This window comes from Pseudomonas sp. MWU12-3103b, assembly GCF_023100615.1.
GTDB classification, from domain to species: domain Bacteria; phylum Pseudomonadota; class Gammaproteobacteria; order Pseudomonadales; family Pseudomonadaceae; genus Aquipseudomonas; species Aquipseudomonas putida_A.
On the sequence record NZ_JALMEY010000006.1, the window covers coordinates 34,652 to 51,445 of the forward strand.

At 61.2% G+C, this 16,794-nt stretch carries 15 protein-coding genes; 5 read left to right on the plus strand and 10 right to left on the minus strand.

The genetic code is table 11. The features are described 5' to 3' along the window. Positions 1 to 2 precede the first annotated feature (2 nt). The 3 genes from M0808_RS11765 to M0808_RS11775 all read left to right on the plus strand — a co-directional run bounded on the left by M0808_RS11765 (position 3) and on the right by M0808_RS11775 (position 4,554). A complete protein-coding gene (locus tag M0808_RS11765) occupies positions 3 to 857 on the plus strand; it encodes a MaoC/PaaZ C-terminal domain-containing protein (RefSeq protein ID WP_247841179.1) in 855 nt (284 codons plus the stop codon). 302 nt (positions 858 to 1,159) lie between these two features. After that, positions 1,160 to 2,749, plus strand: coding sequence for a collagen-like triple helix repeat-containing protein (locus tag M0808_RS11770; RefSeq protein WP_247841181.1), 1,590 nt, complete (start codon positions 1,160 to 1,162; stop codon positions 2,747 to 2,749). A 134-nt stretch (positions 2,750 to 2,883) separates the two neighbouring features. After that, complete coding sequence (locus M0808_RS11775) at positions 2,884 to 4,554, plus strand: POTRA domain-containing protein (RefSeq protein WP_247841183.1); 1,671 nt, start codon at positions 2,884 to 2,886, stop codon at positions 4,552 to 4,554. A 263-nt stretch (positions 4,555 to 4,817) separates the two neighbouring features. Here the strand turns inward: M0808_RS11775 and M0808_RS11780 are convergent, their stop codons facing one another. From M0808_RS11780 to cpaB, 9 genes are all read right to left on the minus strand, one after another. Then, complete coding sequence (locus M0808_RS11780) at positions 4,818 to 7,220, minus strand: autotransporter outer membrane beta-barrel domain-containing protein (RefSeq protein ID WP_247841185.1); 2,403 nt, start codon at positions 7,218 to 7,220, stop codon at positions 4,818 to 4,820. 254 nt (positions 7,221 to 7,474) lie between these two features. Further along, positions 7,475 to 7,756 (minus strand): DUF3613 domain-containing protein, encoded by a 282-nt coding sequence (locus M0808_RS11785; protein ID WP_103368080.1) that lies wholly within the window; start codon positions 7,754 to 7,756, stop codon positions 7,475 to 7,477. A gap of 11 nt (positions 7,757 to 7,767) precedes the next feature. Continuing rightward, on the minus strand, positions 7,768 to 8,463 hold the full coding sequence (locus M0808_RS11790) for a tetratricopeptide repeat protein (RefSeq protein ID WP_139053446.1): 696 nt from the start codon (positions 8,461 to 8,463) through the stop codon (positions 7,768 to 7,770). A 10-nt stretch (positions 8,464 to 8,473) separates the two neighbouring features. Then, positions 8,474 to 9,364 (minus strand): type II secretion system F family protein, encoded by an 891-nt coding sequence (locus M0808_RS11795; protein WP_247841187.1) that lies wholly within the window; start codon positions 9,362 to 9,364, stop codon positions 8,474 to 8,476. Then, on the minus strand, positions 9,361 to 10,245 hold the full coding sequence (locus M0808_RS11800) for a type II secretion system F family protein (protein WP_247841189.1): 885 nt from the start codon (positions 10,243 to 10,245) through the stop codon (positions 9,361 to 9,363). The genes M0808_RS11795 and M0808_RS11800 overlap by 4 nt, the downstream gene beginning before the upstream one ends. 10 nt (positions 10,246 to 10,255) lie before the next feature. Continuing rightward, entirely contained in the window at positions 10,256 to 11,527 is a 1,272-nt protein-coding gene (locus tag M0808_RS11805) for a CpaF family protein (RefSeq protein ID WP_027613615.1), read from the minus strand. Then, a complete protein-coding gene (locus M0808_RS11810; RefSeq protein ID WP_139053449.1) occupies positions 11,524 to 12,714 on the minus strand; it encodes a pilus assembly protein in 1,191 nt (396 codons plus the stop codon). The genes M0808_RS11805 and M0808_RS11810 overlap by 4 nt, the downstream gene beginning before the upstream one ends. Continuing rightward, a complete protein-coding gene (locus M0808_RS11815) occupies positions 12,711 to 13,982 on the minus strand; it encodes a type II and III secretion system protein family protein (protein ID WP_027613613.1) in 1,272 nt (423 codons plus the stop codon). The genes M0808_RS11810 and M0808_RS11815 overlap by 4 nt, the downstream gene beginning before the upstream one ends. Positions 13,983 to 14,003: 21 nt before the next feature. Continuing rightward, the gene (gene cpaB / locus M0808_RS11820; protein ID WP_027613612.1) at positions 14,004 to 14,954 is read right to left on the minus strand and encodes a Flp pilus assembly protein CpaB; all 951 of its coding nucleotides are present in this window, start codon (positions 14,952 to 14,954) and stop codon (positions 14,004 to 14,006) included. Positions 14,955 to 15,290: 336 nt separating this feature from the next. Between cpaB and M0808_RS11825 the strand changes: the two genes are divergently transcribed. Beyond that, entirely contained in the window at positions 15,291 to 15,494 is a 204-nt protein-coding gene (locus M0808_RS11825) for a Flp family type IVb pilin (protein ID WP_027613611.1), read from the plus strand. Between the two features lie 59 nt (positions 15,495 to 15,553). After that, a complete protein-coding gene (locus M0808_RS11830; protein WP_027613610.1) occupies positions 15,554 to 15,961 on the plus strand; it encodes a response regulator in 408 nt (135 codons plus the stop codon). A gap of 44 nt (positions 15,962 to 16,005) precedes the next feature. Here the strand turns inward: M0808_RS11830 and M0808_RS11835 are convergent, their stop codons facing one another. Next, positions 16,006 to 16,782, minus strand: coding sequence for a response regulator transcription factor (locus M0808_RS11835; protein WP_139053451.1), 777 nt, complete (start codon positions 16,780 to 16,782; stop codon positions 16,006 to 16,008). Positions 16,783 to 16,794 lie beyond the last annotated feature (12 nt).

Below are 16,794 nucleotides of genomic sequence, written 5' to 3' on the forward strand. Positions count from 1 at the left end.
GCATGAGCATTGAATGGCACACCCTCGATCGTGAACCGAGCCTGCCCGGCCTGTACGCGCGGGCCGCGACACGGCGCAAGATCACCGGCACCCGACTGCCCGACAGCGGTTTGCGCTGCTGGGTCGATGTCGACCCGCAAAAACTGGCGGCCTATCGCAAGATCTGCGGCTTTACCGATGACGGCCTGCTGCCGCCAACTTATCCACACATCCTCGCGTTCGCCCTGCAGATGCAATTGCTCACGGCCAAGGAGTTTCCGTTCCCGTTGCTGGGGCTGATTCACCTGAGCAACCGCATTCGCGTGTTGCGGCCGATGGGCGGGATCAGTCGCGCGCAAGTCAGCGTCCGCGTGCATAACCTGCAGCCGCATCCCAAAGGCGCGACCTTCGAGGTGTTGACCAGCCTCGATGATCAACTCGGGCCGCTGTGGGAAGCCGAAAGCCAGATGCTCTGTCGCGGGGTGAAACTCGAGGGCGAACCTGTCGAGCAACACTGGGAACCGTCCCAGGTGTTGACGCAAGTCGCGCAATGGAAAGCCCCGGCCGACATCGGTCGGCAATACGCCAAAGTCTCGGGCGACTACAACCCGATTCACTTGAGCGCGGCCAGCGCCAAGCTGTTCGGTTTTCCCACGGCGATTGCTCACGGTCTGTGGAACAAGGCACGAACCCTCGCCGCGCTGGCTGATCATTTACCCAAGGCCAACCTTGAAATCGCCGTGCACTTTCGCAAACCGGTGCGCTTGCCCAGCGAGGTCTCATTGCTGGCGAGTGCGCCGGGATCCAGCGGCGAGTTGCGCCTGATCGGCAACGGCGATCTGGAACATATGGTCGGTCAGTGGCAACCGGTTGCCTGAGTATCCGCCCGGGCAAGCCTGTAAATTGTGTATATATCACTTAAGTTTTTCCGCGTTTGGCGCCGCACTCTGAAAAACTCCAGGCCTTGATTTTCAAGGCCTTTTTTTATGCGTCTATATCCTGGGTATTAGTCCTTAGGCACGGCGCGGCGCCTTATATATAAAGGCGTTAATACCAACTTGAGAATGGTGGAAAAGCACCGCGCGATCGAGATTGGCACCACGGACGAGGCATCACCGGCGACAGATCGGTGAGCCATCGAAAACGACGAATGTTGTTACAGGTGCAAGGAATCTCAATCATGAAAACTCAAGTGTGGTGCAAATCGGCAACAGCTCTGGCATTGATCCTCTCCCTTGGCCTCGCTGGCTGCAGCAGCGGCGGTGGCGGCCATCACAGCAGCTCCGGCAGCTCTTCGCCAGACAGCGCGACGTCGGGCACTGGCGGCACTGGTGGCACAGGCGGTAGCAGTGGCACTGGCGGTACTGGCGGCACCGATACCGCTGGCACAGGTGGTACCGGTGGCACTGGCGGTACCGGCACGACCAACCCGACCAATCCGACGAACCCGACCAATCCTACCAATCCGACAGACCCTACGGATCCAACCAATCCGACCAACCCGACTACCACCCCGCTGGTGACTACCACCCTGGTGCAGGATGTCGGCAACACCGTCGCAGGCGTCGGCAGTGGTGTCGGTCAGGTCGGCGACTCCTTGAGCACCGTTCCAGTAGTGGGCGGCGTGGTGCAAAGCGCAGTAAAAACCACAGGCAATGTGGTCACTACCCTGGGTGATGGCGTGGCCAACGGCATCGGCAAACTGGGCACCGTCGATAACGGACTGGGCGTCACGGCGTCCTCGGTCGGTGGCGTGGTTTCAGATGTCGGTACCGGCGTCTCGGATCTGAGCAGCAAACTGGCGACCGCCACCGGCAGCGTCCCGGTTGTCGGCGGCGTGGTGACCAAAGTGGCACCGGTGCTCGATGGCGTCGGTGAAAAAGTCACCATGCTCGGCGACACCCTGAGTCTGGCCACTACCACTGGCCCACTGGGCTCGGTGACTAAAAGTGTCGGCAACGGTTTGGTGCCAGTGATTGCCATGGTTGAAAGCACCACCGACAAAGTCGGCGATGCAACCGGCCTCGGCGCTCCGCTCAATGGTGTCCTCGGCCAGGTCGGCGGCGCCGTCAAAGGCCTGGGTGGTCAAGTCACCGGTGCTGGCAGTGGCAACGCGTTGACCAACACCGTCGGCGGCGCCTTGACCAATGTCGGCACCACTGTCGGCAAGGCCGGGGGGCTGGTGGATAACGGCACCAGCACCGGTGGCGGATTGGGCGGTGGTCTCGGCGGCGGTCTGGGCGGTACCGGCTTGCTGCAAACGGTTGGCGGCGCCGTGGTCAACGTCGGTGCCGGTCTGAACGCCGGCAGCACCAACGGCGTGGTCAGCGCCGGCGGCGTCACGGCTGGCGGACTGGGCAACACCATCGCTTCGCTCAACACCGTACTCGGCGGCTCGGGCACGCCGATCACCGCCACCACCTCGCCACTGGCCACCGTCGGCGCTACCGTCGGCGCAGGGCTGAACCCAGTCACCAGCGCCGTCACCGGTCTCACTCAACAGGTCGGTGCCACTACAGGTCTCGGTGCACCGGTCGCCGGTCTCACCGGCCAGGTCGGCGGAGCGGTCAGCACGATCGGCAACACCATTGCCGCCACCAACAACCCGGTCACCACCGCCGTGGGTGGTGTGGTCAGCAACGTCGGCGCCACCGTCGGTGCGGTCGGCGGACTGGTCAGCGGCGGCACCGCCACTGGAGGCACCGCAACCGGAGGTCTGGGCGGTGTACTCGGTGGTCTGACCGGCGCTCTTGGAGGCAACAAACGCTAAATTGCACCTGGCCGATTCGACGGCCGCACCTACAGCGCCTACGCTTGGTTGAGGGCGGAAGATTCCCACGAGTCTTCCGCTTTTTTCTTAGGAAAAATTCAGCCCAGCGCTGTGATCTGACCATGGAGTGTCCTATGCGCGTAATGGCATCCCTGCTGTTCCTCAGTCTCAGTTCCGCCGCCCTCGCCGACACCCTGCCCAGTTTTCTCAACAGCAACGAAACCACGCGTAACCTGCCCGTGCCGAACCTGCCGGCAGATGCTTATCGCCCCGCCGCCACGCCCCTGCAAGTACCCGACCCCGGCGCGGCCACGGCGCAGCCGCTGTTGATGGAGACCAAAATCAACCTGAAAACCGTGCAGATCGAAGGCGGCACGATCTACCCGCTCAACGAACTGGCCGAAGTCTACAAACCCCTGATCGGCCATCAGACCAGCCTCGCCGACCTGATCGAAGCCACACGCGACATCACCCGGCGCTACCAGAAGGACGGCTATCTGCTGTCCTACGCCTTCCTGCCGCAACAGCGTTTCGACGACGGCGTAGCCCGAGTGGTGCTGGTCGAAGGTTATGTGCGCGATGTGCAGGTGCAGGGCGATGTCGGCCGGGTCAAAGGCCTGCTCGACGAACTGGCAGCCAAAATCCAGGCCGAACGCCCGCTGACCCGCAAGACCTTCGAACGCTACACCACCCTGATGACCCGCATCCCCGGCGTGACCATCCAGGCGCAAGTCCCGCCGCCGGGCACCACCGACGGCGCAACGACGCTGGTGGCCCAGGCCAGCCGCAAAGCGTTCACCAGCACCATGAGCACCACCGAAGACAACCGCAACGGCACGCAGGCATTGCTGGGGGTCAGCAGTAACTCGCAGACCGCCATGGGCGAGCAGCTGACCCTGAGCGGGCTGTTTCCGCCGGGGGACGATCACGAACATTACTACCGTCTGGACTACAACCAGTTCCTCAATAGCGAAGGTACGCAACTGAGCCTGTTTGCCTCGCGCTACCGGGCCGATCCGGGCACCAATGTGCTCACCAGCGATGGCTTCGAACTCAAACCGCACAAGGAAGACGATCGTTACTCCATCGGTGTCAGCCACCCGTTCATTGCCGCCTCCAACGAGCTGCTTAACGCGGGAGCGCGGCTCTATGCAGTGGATGACAAAAACCGCTATGACGTGGTCGGCTATCCGCTCAGCATCGAAGAGCGCACTAACGTGCGTGCCCTCGCATTCGAAGGCGACTGGCGCAAGAGCGATGCCCGGCAACTGCGGATTCTCAGTGGTGGCGTGTATCAGGGTCTGGACAGCATGGGCGCGCATTCCAACAACCCGGCGCTGGACCTGAACTTCCTGCGCCTGCGCCTCTCCGGGGTGCAAAGCGACAAGTTCTTCGACAACTGGCAAGGCGTGCTGTCGGCCGCGCTGTACTGGAGTGATGACACCCTGCCTGACAGCGAACGCGCGGTGTTCGGCGGGCAGAATTTCGGCCGTGGCTACCCGGACGATCAGGCATCGGGCGACAAGGGCTGGGGTGCGGCTTACGAGATCAACTACAGTTTCAATCGCGACGGCAACTGGGTGCGCATCCTGCAGCCATACGTGGTGCTGGACCGTTCGAAAACCTGGTTCAACAAGCTGGCGGTGCAGCGCAATGACCTGTCATCGGCAGCAGTAGGTCTGCGTTTTGGCGATGCCAAGTACTACAACATTGCGTTGGAGGCCGCCAAGCCGATGTCCGATGAAGCGCTGGATACGTTCAATCGTCGGGCGCGTTACAGCATCAGTTTCAGCTATCAACTGTAGGGTGTCAGATCAATCAACTGAGCAGGCAGACCGCTTTCGCGAGCAGGCTCGCTCCCACATTGGAATGCACATCCCTGTGGGAGCGGACTTGCTCTCACATTGCAGCGCACATCCCTGTGGGAGCGGGCTTGCTCTCACATTGCAGCGCACATCCCTGTGGGAGCGGGCTTGCTCGCGAAAGCGGTGGATCAGTCAGCATTTTTGCCGACTGACACTACGCCTTCGCGAGCAAGCTCGCTCCCACAGGTTTTACGCGATGTGGATCAGAACGCGTAACGCACCTTCGCAGTGAAACTGTCGGAGTCGAAACCGCTGGAGGTCAGATAGTTGTAAGAGCCGCCGACGCTCCACGCGCCCATCCGGTAGTTGGCGCCCAGGCCCAGTTCATAGCTGTCACGCACCGGAGTTGTACCGCGGCTGACGGACGACTCGCCCCCCAGCACGAAGGCCGATGTGGTGCTGACCTTGTCACCGATGAAGTCATGCCAGGCCATCAGCTTCGCTTCCGGTTCCAGGCTGCCGCTGCCGACATCGAATGCCGCCGCCAGACGTGCACCGACGCCCATCTCACCGACTTCATAACGCTGACTGCCGACATTCAGCGACGCCGAGCTGCCCTTCTCGCGATACGCATCCATGCCGACATTGGCATAGCGCGCGCCGACCTGAGGCTCCAGCACCACATCAGGCATCAGCCGCAGGCTGTACCCGGCCAGTGCGCTCACGCCGAATACATCACTGTCGTAATCAGCCTTGGCCTGAGTGCCAGCGATATAACGTTTGGATTCGTTATCGTTCCAGCCGTACATCAACGACGAGTCGAAGAACCAGTTGTCATGCACCCAGTTGCTGTACAGCGTCAGCGCATGCCCGGTGACCTTGGTCTTGTTGCCGAGATCGGATTTCACATCGGTATCGAGGTAGCTGTAAGCCAGACCCAATGTGGTATCGGCATTCAACTGACCATCGGCACCGACCGCGATCCCGTGGCTGTCGGCGTCATAACCGGCGACACCACGGCGCTCGTCCTGATTGGCATCGCTGCTCAAGGCTTGCAGCCATACGCCTTTTTCCGGGGCGCCGGTGGCTGAGCGTGCGCGACTGGAGCGATCATTGATCACGCCCGAGACCAGCGTCTGACTGTTGGTCGCCGCGTGCAGTACACCACGGCTGACATCCGGGCTGAGGGTTTCACTCAGGCGCGCCAGTTCGGCATCGGTGCTCGCGTTGGCGAATGCCTGGAACACCGGATCCTGTTCATCGAGGCGTGCCAGCAGTCCTGGCACATGCCCGACCGCCGTCGCCGCGTTATCACTGCCGCCGACTGCCAGGGTGTTCTCGGCCAGCACCTCGCTCGACTTGGTCGTCACCACGCTGGTGATGTCGTTACCGACCACACCGAAACTCTTCACATCCAGCAGCGCGGAGGTCGAGGTCACGGTCAGGTTGTTGCCACCGACCAGATTCCCCGAGCTGATCAGGGTGTAACGCGTTCCACCGGGGCTCACGCGAAAATCACTGGAGCGCGCCAGCAGACGCAGCTGCGCGCCCGGGGCGATATCGGTGGTGCCGGTGACTTTCAGCACAGGCAGCGCCGGGTTGGTGTCATTGCCCAGGTACATCTCCAGCACCGAGTTCGACTCTTCCATATCGAAGTCGCCGATGAAGGTGGTGTGCGGCTTCATCAGGGTCAGCGTGCCCTCTTCGATGGTGACGTAGCCGGAGCGGATGGTCGAACCGTCGAAAGTCGCATCACCGTCGACCAGTACTCCAGACAGGCCGAGCAAGTCACCCTTCACCGCGCCGCCATAGAAATAAAAGTAGCTCGTGCCGTCATCGACCTGGATCGCCGCCTTGCCACCCTCGATCAACCCGTTCATTTGATAGATGCCGAAAGGCCGGGCGCCACTGGCCTGGCCACTGACATGCACACCGATGTCCTCGCCGGAGATGGTTCCGCCGTTCCACAGCGCGGTGGAATTGGCGCTCGCTGGAGCGCTGAACTTGACCCCCTCGAACACTACCGCCTCGGCATTGGCACCGGTCGCACGGATAGTCCCGGTGTTGTTGACCGACTGGCTCAGCGTCGCGCCATCGAGCAATACGCCCAATGCGTCGGTGCCGCTTGCGGTGATGGTGCCTCGGTTGCTGAGCCCGGTCATGTTGGTATGCACCAGCAACAGGCCACTGGCGGTCTGGCCGCTGACGTCGATGCTGCCACTGTTGACCAACGAATCGCCCAGCGTGCTGCCGAGATCGGAAATACCGCTGGAGGTGCCAGCGTCGGCCAGACCGTGAACTGAAATAGAGCCTTCGTTGAGCAGCGCGCCGGCGATTTTGGTCGGCACCACTCCAGCGGTCCCCAGACTGATCCCGGTGCCGAACCTGGCGCCGTCAATCCGGATATTGCCGGTGTTGCGCAGTTGATCCGCCGTCACCCCCGAGAGCTGTGCGCCGTAGGTCGTACTCACCTGGGAAACAGGAGCGATATTGCCGTTACCGCTCAGAGTGATCAGCCCCCAGTTCTGCAGGTTACTGGTCAGCGGGCCGCCACTCAGGTCGTGGTTCAGGCTCGCGCCGGCGGCGACAGCCATAGAGGTGTGCAAAGCGGCGGCGGCGGAGATGGAGAGCGCCAGGACAGAGCGGCGCAGGCATACGATAGTCACGCGAGATTCCCTTCCAAAACATGAGAAACAGTTTCAGCAGGGTTCATTACATGATTCAGGCATCCCTACCGTCCCACCAGGTCGTCCTGGTTCGGGCGCGGGGAATGTACACGAGCCATCATTTTGATACCACACAAAAGTCAAAGTGATGGCGTCAATTTTTCTGTTGATCGCGTCACGATCGAGACTCCGCCGGCCGGAATCGATGCTGCAGATTCCGCGCGGCCGATGATAAACGACGATGCAGGTTGATCTTAAGGCGTTCCCCCCCCCGATCCACTGTCGACCTTGCCACCCTGGTCCTGGTCGAAAAACACTGGAATATCGTGCTGGTAACTTTTCAACCAGCGTTGCATGGCCAGCTCACGCTCGGCTGGGGTGACGGTTTGCAGTGTCGGCGAGGGCACCTTGTTCCGGGCCTGCAACTGCAACCAGCCTTCGGTTTCCTGTTGCTGGGCCGAGGCCGGCCCCGCGTCGATGGCGTGACTGGCCAGTGGCAAGGCCAACAGGCTGAAGCAGACAATCGCGGCTTTCATCGCAGCTCTCCTTACTTGAGCATGGCCGTGACGGCGGCCGAAGCCGGGGCCTTCGCCGGCACCTTGAGTTTTTCCGCGCGGCTCTGGGCTTCGCTGAATTGCGCAGGACTGAGGCCCAGACGACTGACCAGTTCACCGGCACGGGTCCAGTCATCCTGGTACAGCAACAGCGTCACCAGATTCAGCGCGGCCAGTTGATCGCTTTGCTTGAGTTCCATAGCCGTCAGGAATTCGAAGCGCGCGTCTTCGATACGTAGTTGATTGAGGTAGACCACGCCCAGGTCATTGCGGATTTTTTCGTCGGTTGGCGCCAACCGTGCGGCACGTTGCAGATGAGCCTGGGCCTGGCCGTAATCGGCCTTGGCCGCGGCCAGTTGCCCCAGACCGTGCTCGGCCTCGGCCGCCAGACAGGTGCCGAGCAAACCACGATAAAGCGGCTCTGCCTCGCTGCGCCCAAGCAAACGGTAAACCCGGGCTTTGCGCAAGCGCACATCGGCGAGGTTGTCCGGCAGGCTCTGCAGGTTGGCAAGGCTGGCGTGCAGCTTGCCGTCATTGGCCATGTCGTCGGCGAGGTTCAGGGACAATTGCTGCTCCGAATTCAATTTGCCGCAACTGGCGTTGCTGCTCAGCGCCTCCCAAGGGGTCTGTCCGGTATTGGCACAGCCACCGAGTAACACAAGGCATGCACCTGCAATCATTGCTTTCATCACGATCCCTCTAAGCACCCAAGGCCTTGGCCAGGGCGGTGAAGCCCGGGCCAGCCAGGACAATCAACAACGCCGGGAAGAGAAACAGCATCATCACGACGGACATTTTGGCGGACATTTTCGATATGTATTCCTGCAGCCGGGTGAGGCGCCGGTCGTCAAGCAATTGCTTGAGCGACAGCAACGATTTCATCGCGCCGCCGCCCTGATAGAGCAATTGCTGAAGGATCACGCAGGTGTCGGTGAACTCGTCCACCGCCAGCAGCTGGGTGGCCTTGTTCAGTTCTTCACCCAGTTCGAGACCCGAGTCGACCCGCACCAGGACCAGACGCAGCTCTTGCGTCAGCACGGGCAACAGCGCCTGGGCCTCGTGGCTCAACACCCGTAACGCCTGCTCCACCGCCATGCCCGACTCAAAGAGAATGCGCAGCAGCGGCAGGAACGTGATGATCTCGCTCGCCAGTCGTTTCTGCCGACGTGCCACCGCCATTACCAGCAGGCGTTTGGGCAGCAGGTAGCCGACGCCGAGGGCAAACAATGGCGCAATCCACTGTTTTTCCACGTGGGGGAAGAACACCCCTTGCAGCAACAGCACCAAGGCGAGCATTAACAGCGGAGAGCCGATCTGGCAGGCGGCGAACAGCGAACGTTGCCGCGCACTGCGCCAGCCGAGGCGGTTGAGCAGCGTCTGGGTTTCATAGTCAATCTTTACGCTGTGCTGGCCGACCTTGCTTTCGCCGAGCACTTGCAGGAGGTTGCCAAAACGATTCTCGCGAATCATCTCGCCATCGAGCCGACGACTGATCTGCCGGCTGCGCCGACGCTGCTCCAACAGATTGGCGATCAACAGCACCGCGGCACCGAGCAAGAATAAAGCGCTGATTATCAGAGGCGTGGTCATAGGCTGCGCAACATCCGCCAAAGCAACAGGCTGCCGATCACCTGCATGCCGAACGCCGCAGCGAGCATGCGCTGCCCGGACGGGTCGTGCCACATGGCGACCAGATACACTGGATTGGACAGCAGGAAATAACCCGCCATGGTGATCGGCAACAGTCCCAGTACCCACGCGGTGAGCCGGGTTTCGCCGGTCATGGCACGCAATTGGCGTGAGGCCTGGTCACGTTCGCGGATCATCTTGATCAGGTTTTCCAGCAGCTCGCTGGCGTTGCCGCCGTAGCGATGATTAACCTTGAGGCCAAGGGCGAACAGGCGAAACTCATCCCGCTCGTAAAGCTCGGCCAGATCCGCCACCGCGTCAGGCAAACTGACCCCCAACTGCACGTTGCGCTGCACCCGACCCATGGCGTCTTTCAGAGGCGCTTCACTGGCCTCGATGCCACCGAGTACGGCATCTGCCAGGGTGCGTCCAGACTTGAGGCTGCGCACCGTGTGGTCGAGCAGTTGCGGCAATTGTTCGATCATGCGCCGCAATCGCCGTTGGTAACGCCAACTGATATACAGCCGCATGACTACCGGCGGCAACGCCATCAGTACCAGCAAACCCACCCACCCGGCGACGGCGAAGCCGATCAATGTTGCAAATGCCCACAACAGCAGCCACACGCCGAGTCGATCAGTCGGGCGCCCCAGACCGGCGCGCAAGAACGCACGCTCCAGGCCTGCCCAACGCGGTTCTTCGCCTGCCAGTTGCGGCTGCCCCTGACTCAGCCGCTCGAGCACGCGCTCCGAGCCACTCTGCCGCCAGCCGTTGTAAAACAGGCGCAACGACAGGCCGAGCAAAGCCAGGCAAATCACGATCAGCAATAGCGGCTTGAGCATGCCGTGCCCCTCAATGCGGATGCGCCGGGTCGCGGCGCAATTTGTCACCGGCCGGGTTCACCGCTTCACGCAGAAAACCGAAGCCGGTGCGACGGTCGAGGCGAAACAGCGTGTTGGTGACATAGACGTCGTCGCGCACACCGACCACTTCCACTACTTCGCTGACGCAGCGGCGGCCGTCGGGCATGCGAGTCAGCTGAATAATCACGTCGAGGGCGGCGCAGATCATCTGGCGCAGGGTACGCTCGGCGATCGTGCGGCCGGTAAGGCCCACCAGTGTCTCCAGGCGCAGCAGCGCATCCTGCGCATTGTTGGCGTGCACGGTGCTCATCGAGCCGTCGTGACCGGTGTTCATCGCGGTCAGCACATCGACCACTTCCACCCCACGAATCTCGCCAAGGATGATCCGGTCGGGACGCATCCGCAGGGCGTTGCGGATCAGGTCGCTGGCCTTGACTTCGCCGTGGCCCTCGGCATTCGGCGGGCGGGTTTCCAGCCGTACGACATGCGGGTGGCCAAGTTGCAACTCAGCGACGTCTTCGATGGTCACCAGACGTTCGTGGGGATTGATCAACTGACTGAGAATGTTCAGCAAGGTGGTTTTACCGGTGCCGGTACCGCCGCTGATGAGGATGTTGCAGCGCTTGCCTACCGCCTCTTCGATAAAGTCGAAAATCGCCTGGTCGATGGTTTGCATCGCCATCAGGTCGCTGCTCTTGAGCATGTCCTTGCGAAACTTTCGAATCGACAGGCACGGGCCGTCGAGGGCAATCGGTGGAATGATCGCGTTGACGCGGCTGCCATCGGGCAGCCGCGCATCGACCATCGGCGAGGACTCGTCGAGACGTCGCCCGAGCGGGGCGAGGATGCGTTGCATGACGCGCTCGACGTGATGTGCATCGATAAAACGCAGATCACTCATGTGCAACACACCGTCGCGCTCGATGAACACCCGGTACGGGCCGTTGACCAGAATTTCGGTCACCGCACTGTCGCGCAGCAGTACTTCGAGTGGGCCGAAACCGGTCAGCTCGTCGACGATTTCTTCAGCCAGTCGCTCCATTTCATATCGCGAAATCGCCAGGTGCAGGCGTGCGATGTATTCGGCCACCTTGTCGATGACAAACTGCGAAAGCACCTGCCGCGAACCTTCCAGCAGGTTTTTCCCGGACTCCTCGATGGCGTCGATGATGTAGCGGTGCAGCACCAGTTTGAGACCGTCGTGATCGGTATTACCGGTTGAGTGGCGTTGCTGCCCGCCAAACAGTTGCTCCCCGTTCATGAGGTGCCCCGCAGGCGGTTGAACCAGTTGATTTTGGGTTTCGCCAAGCCTTCGGAGCGTTTGGCCAGACGCTCGCCGAGAGTGCGCAGGCTTTGACTGAGGGCTTCGCGCGGGGCGAGTTCAAACAGCGTGACGCCCTGGTTTTTCGCGTTCAGGCGCAGCTCCGGACTACACGCCAGCACGGCGATCACCTCCAGGCCAAACGTCTTGCCGAGCGTGTCGGAGTCTGGCGCGACGTTGCGCAGATAACGGTCGACCAACAAGCGCCCGTGGTCGAGTTTCATGCCTTTTTCCCGCCACAGATTGAGCACCGTCAGGTTGCGCCGGCAATCGAGGACGTTCTGGTCGGTGTACCACAACAGCTTGTCGCAATGGCTGACGAAGGTGCGCAAGGCTTCGCTGTCCGGCTGACCGGTGAGGTTGACCACAATGTGCTGGAAGTGTTGACGCAACGCGCTGAGCAGCATGTACAACTCAGCGGCACTGGTGCGCTCGAGCGGCTCGTCGCCACTGGCATACGCCAGAATGCGCAGGCCCGCCTCGGCGCTGGTGAATGCGCTGTCGATCAGGGTCGCGTCAAGGCGCCGTAAGTGACGCAAGGCATCGCCGAAATGGAACGAACTCTCCAGCCCCAGCAACGCCAGACTATCACCGCGCGGCAAGCCAAGATCGAGCAACAGGGTTTGCTGACCGCTCTTCTGCACGACCAGCGCCATGTGGTTGGCGAGCAACGCACCGTCGGCGTTGCTTTGCACGCCGTAAAGCACGGTCAGGCCACCAAGCTGGGCATTCGGCGTCACCGCCGGCAGGCGTTTGCTCAGGCGTCGAACCAGCCCGGCAACCTCGCTGGAACGTGAACCATAGGCAACGAAATCCCGCGCACCAGCGCGCATCGCATTGAGCACCAGTTGATTATCCATGCCATCGCCCAGGGCCACGATGGCGAGCATCGGCTTGGCTTCCAGTACGCCTTCGATCAAGGCACTTTGCGCCACCAGATGGTCGCGATCGAGACCGACGAACACCAGGCTGGCGAAGGTCACATCGACCAACGCGAGCAATTCGTCAAGACTGCCGCCGCCGGCGCTGACCACTTGGCCCAGCGGCGCCAGTGCGCCCTGCAACCATTCAAGATCGGTGTCGTTGCGGGTGATGGCCAGGAAGGTCTGGCTGAGGCTCTGACTCATTGCGATAGCCCACTGCGTTTATCGAAGTTGCCATTTTCCAGGAAGTACAGGCGGTACCAGTTCGGGTCGTAATTACGCAGTTTTTCCCCCGGCAGCGACGGCAACGGTGCATTCGCGGCCAGCGGCTGTACCAGGTGCGGGGTGACGATCATCAGCAGCTCGCGCTCCTGGCGGTTGACCGAGGAGTTGCGGAAAAACGCACCGAGCACCGGGATATCGCCCAACCCGGGAAACTTGTTCACTTCGGAGGCATTGTTGGTGCTGATCAGGCCGCTGATGACAAAACTCTCGCCATCGGCCAGTGAAATGCTGGTATCGGTGCGGCGAATGGTGAACGCCGGCACCCTGGTGCCACCGATGGTAACGCCGTTGTTGTAGTCCAGCTCACTGACCTCCGGTGCGACCTTGAGGGCTATGCGATCGCGGCCGACGACGGTCGGGGTCAGTGTCAGGCGAATGCCGAATTCCTTGTATTCGATGGAATAGCTGTTGCTGTTGGCGCTGGGGACCGGGATCGGGATTTCACCGCCGGCCAGAAAGCTGGCGCTCTGTCCGCTCAGCGCCACCAGGCTCGGGCGGGCCAGAGTGTAGGCAAAACCGCTGCCCTCAAGCGCATTGACGATGCCGAGGAATTTACTGCTGCCGCCGCCCCAGACAATGTTGAACATGTCGTTGGCTAGCGGGATGCTCGGCACCGCGATGCGCGGGTCTAGATTACGCAACGGCACCACGCCTGGCGTGACGCCGGTGTTAGGCACCGTGCCCGGTGCGCCGAACAGGAAATTGTTCGAGCCCTTGCCGAAAATCTGCGTACCGGCCTCTTTCAATTTGGTACGGCTGACCTCGACGAAGCGGATGTCGGTCTGCACTTGCGACGGCAGTGTCGGATCTTCGCTGGCCGGCAATGCCACGGCTGTCATCGCCGCACTGGCCTTGCCCTGGACGAACACCATGCTTTGACGCGGTGCACTGGCGCAGGCACTCCAGATCATCAGGGTGGTTGCGCCGGGAGCGACACCGGTCACCAACACCCCTTGATCGCCGGTCACGCGCACGTCGGCGATTTTCGGGTCGCCCACCGCGACTCGGGTGATCGCCACCGGTGATTGCAGCGCCTGCTGCAAGCCCTCGCCGACTTCCAGCGTGGCCGGCAACTGGCCGAGTGCTGCGCAATTGCCAGTCGCGGCGACGGCACTGCCGCTGGCGGCAATACCCAGCAGCGGGGCCAGAAGCAAGCCGTTGAACAGGGGCGTAAAGCGTCTGCGCATGTAAAGGCGTCCTTGCTCGATTCAGGGAGTGGGTGGGGTGGTTTCGGCGCCGCGGATCACTTCGACGGTCGCTTTGCGCGGGGCCGGTGCACCGGCTACGGCCATGGGTCTGGGTGGCGTCGCCAGTGACAGCTGACTGAACTCCAGAAGTTCGCGACGCGGTGTATCAAGGCGCGTCGCAACATCGTTTTGGCCTGCCCAATACTTCGCCAATTGCTGCTCATCGGCACTGCGCACGGCCAGGCGCAACACACCAGCACCGGACGCCAGCATCAAGCGGCTGAGCATTGGCTCCGGCACCGCCAGCACCACACTGCGTGCGGCCATGCGTTGCTGTTCCTGCTTGAGGCGTTCGTCGTCGCTGCGGGCCGCGCCGGTTGGCTGGCCGTCGTTGGTCAGTCCTGTCTGGCTGCCGACCACCAGCACCCGGACCGCCGGGATTACCAGTTGCGCAGAAGGTTGTGGATTCACTTCGTCCTTGCGCAGAAACAGCAGCACGTCGACGTAATCGCCCGGCGCCAGTTGCCCGCCGACATTGATCACTTCATCAACGGCCACAGCCAGTGCACGCTCGCCGGGACGAATCATCCTCGACAGTTGACTGCCAGGTTCGAAGCTCTCGTCACTGAGCCAGGTGCCGGCACTCAACGGCCGCCACGGCGTGCGTCCGATGACCTGATCGACATTGCCGAGGCTACCGGCCGGTGCTGTTCGTACTTTCTCCACGGCGACATCGGCGGCAGTGATTTTCACGAAAGGGGCGATATCGCGTAGCAGCACGACGACTGGCTGGCGGCTCGGATCCTCCACCGCGGCGGGAGCGGCTGGCGCTGGTTCCACAGGAACGGCTACGGGGGTCGCGACCGGTTCAGCGGCGACAGGTTGCCGACCCAAAGTGAGTCCCCAATACCCGGCGATGATGGCCCCCACCAGAAACAATCCGGCCAGGCCCAAAGTGACGCGACTGTTCATGACGGCTCTCCCTTTCCCGCTGCGTGCTCTTCTTATGCAATGACCCGTACTTCCAACGAGATAACTTCGCAATCAGGCAGCTATGAACAAGTAACTATTTCGCTATTTGACGGTAGCGCAGGAAGAACAAAACGCCATTACGAAGGTTGAAATATCCAGCGAAAGTAGAGGGCTGATGCGCCAAAAGCGGTTTTGAAACGCGAAACAGTGCCTCACTACTTTGGTATTAATTCGTTCTTACAGTTGTTGGTCCTGAAAATGCCGACAATGCTGATGCTGGCACAGGGAAATCATGTTGCGAACGCGCAACACCTGGTGTGCTCAAGGAGAACTCTCATGTCGTATTCCCGGGTAGCCCGCAAAATCAAAGCTCAAGTGGCGTTCGTCAAAGGCCTGGCCAAAGACACCGAAGGAGCATCAGCCATCGAATACGCGCTGGTCGTGGGTCTGGTGGCGCTGGTGATAGCCGCCTTCGGTAACGGCATTGGTACTCGGGTTACCGCAATCCTGACGTCGATCCAGACTGCGTTGGGCGGATAACTTGTCAATGCGCCCATTGGGTTCTACCGTCAGAACTCAGTCCATTGCAGGTGTTGCCCATGAACTCTTCCGTACCTCCTCGCCAGCAGTTGCTTCTCGTCGACGATGAAGAGGATGCACTGCTGGAGTTGGCGGAGTTGCTGGAAGGCGAGGGCTTCACTTGCCACACCGCAACATCGGTAAAGCTTGCGCTGCACCATCTGACCCGCCATCCCGATATCGCCCTGGTGATCACCGATCTGCGCATGCCGGAAGAAAGCGGCATGTCGCTGATCAAGCGCCTGCGTGAACACACTTCGCGCCAGCACCTGCCGGTGATCGTCACCTCCGGGCATGCGGACATGGAGGACGTCAGCGATATGCTGCGCCTGCAGGTTCTCGATCTGTTTCGCAAGCCGATCTATCACGTGCGCCTGCTGGAAACCCTGGACAACCTGTTTCCCAAGGCCAAGACCAATATCGGTTGAAATCGAAAGGTTTGACCCGGGCGGATGTCCGGGACAAACAGAGGTCAGTGCGCGGTCACTCGCTGGCGTAATCCTGAAGTGCCTGGTGACAATGCGAGGGCCAACTGAGTGCGGTTATGCATGTGTGTCAAACGCAACACCTGCGAGACATACAGCTTGACCGTGTTCTCGGTGATTCCCAGTTCACAGGCGATCTGGTAGTTGGTCTGGCCTTTGCCGACCAGCCGCGCGACATCGAGCTGACGCGGTGACAGCTGATTGAAGATCGCCGGGATTTCCAGCCCGTCGCCTTCAGCCGATAGCTCATCGCTTCTCGGTGCCGGCGCGCGTCGCACCTTGTCGAGGTCTTGGTACAGGTCGTCGATCGACTCGGAGAGATACTGGAGCTTCTCGTTCAAGTGTCCCAGTTGCAGGGTTTTCTGCCGTTCCTGCAAGGCAGCTTCCTGACGTTGCAAACCCTCCAGCAGCTCGTCCATGTTGATCGGCTTCTGGTAGTAATCGGCGATTCCGGCACGCAATGCCTTGATCACATCCTGCTTGTCGGCGCGACCGGTGAGCATGATGGCCTCGAACACCCGGTGCTTGCCCGAAAGACGCTGCAGTTCCTGCACCAACTGGATACCGTCCATGTCCGGCATGTGCAGATCGCACAGCACCAGGCCGATGGCGGGGTTTTCGACAAATTGCTCGATGGCCTGCTTGCTGGATTCGCAAGGCACGCAACGGTAGCCGCTGCTTTCGAGAAATTCGCACAGTTCCTCGACAATCAGTGGCTGATCGTCGACCACGAGAACCTTCACAACGGACGTAAGCTTGTTCACTTGCAACTCCAT

Excerpts from the sequence above, each read along its gene's own strand:
- M0808_RS11765 (WP_247841179.1), top strand. The coding sequence starts at position 3 with ATGAGCATTGAATGGCACACCCTCGATCGTGAACCGAGCCTGCCCGGC.
- M0808_RS11770 (WP_247841181.1), top strand. The coding sequence starts at position 1,160 with ATGAAAACTCAAGTGTGGTGCAAATCGGCAACAGCTCTGGCATTGATC.
- M0808_RS11775 (WP_247841183.1), top strand. The coding sequence starts at position 2,884 with ATGCGCGTAATGGCATCCCTGCTGTTCCTCAGTCTCAGTTCCGCCGCC.
- M0808_RS11785 (WP_103368080.1), bottom strand. The coding sequence starts at position 7,756 with ATGAAAGCCGCGATTGTCTGCTTCAGCCTGTTGGCCTTGCCACTGGCC.
- M0808_RS11790 (WP_139053446.1), bottom strand. The coding sequence starts at position 8,463 with ATGAAAGCAATGATTGCAGGTGCATGCCTTGTGTTACTCGGTGGCTGT.
- M0808_RS11795 (WP_247841187.1), bottom strand. The coding sequence starts at position 9,364 with ATGACCACGCCTCTGATAATCAGCGCTTTATTCTTGCTCGGTGCCGCG.
- M0808_RS11800 (WP_247841189.1), bottom strand. The coding sequence starts at position 10,245 with ATGCTCAAGCCGCTATTGCTGATCGTGATTTGCCTGGCTTTGCTCGGC.
- M0808_RS11805 (WP_027613615.1), bottom strand. The coding sequence starts at position 11,527 with ATGAACGGGGAGCAACTGTTTGGCGGGCAGCAACGCCACTCAACCGGT.
- M0808_RS11810 (WP_139053449.1), bottom strand. The coding sequence starts at position 12,714 with ATGAGTCAGAGCCTCAGCCAGACCTTCCTGGCCATCACCCGCAACGAC.
- M0808_RS11815 (WP_027613613.1), bottom strand. The coding sequence starts at position 13,982 with ATGCGCAGACGCTTTACGCCCCTGTTCAACGGCTTGCTTCTGGCCCCG.
- cpaB (WP_027613612.1), bottom strand. The coding sequence starts at position 14,954 with ATGAACAGTCGCGTCACTTTGGGCCTGGCCGGATTGTTTCTGGTGGGG.
- M0808_RS11825 (WP_027613611.1), top strand. The coding sequence starts at position 15,291 with ATGTCGTATTCCCGGGTAGCCCGCAAAATCAAAGCTCAAGTGGCGTTC.
- M0808_RS11830 (WP_027613610.1), top strand. The coding sequence starts at position 15,554 with ATGAACTCTTCCGTACCTCCTCGCCAGCAGTTGCTTCTCGTCGACGAT.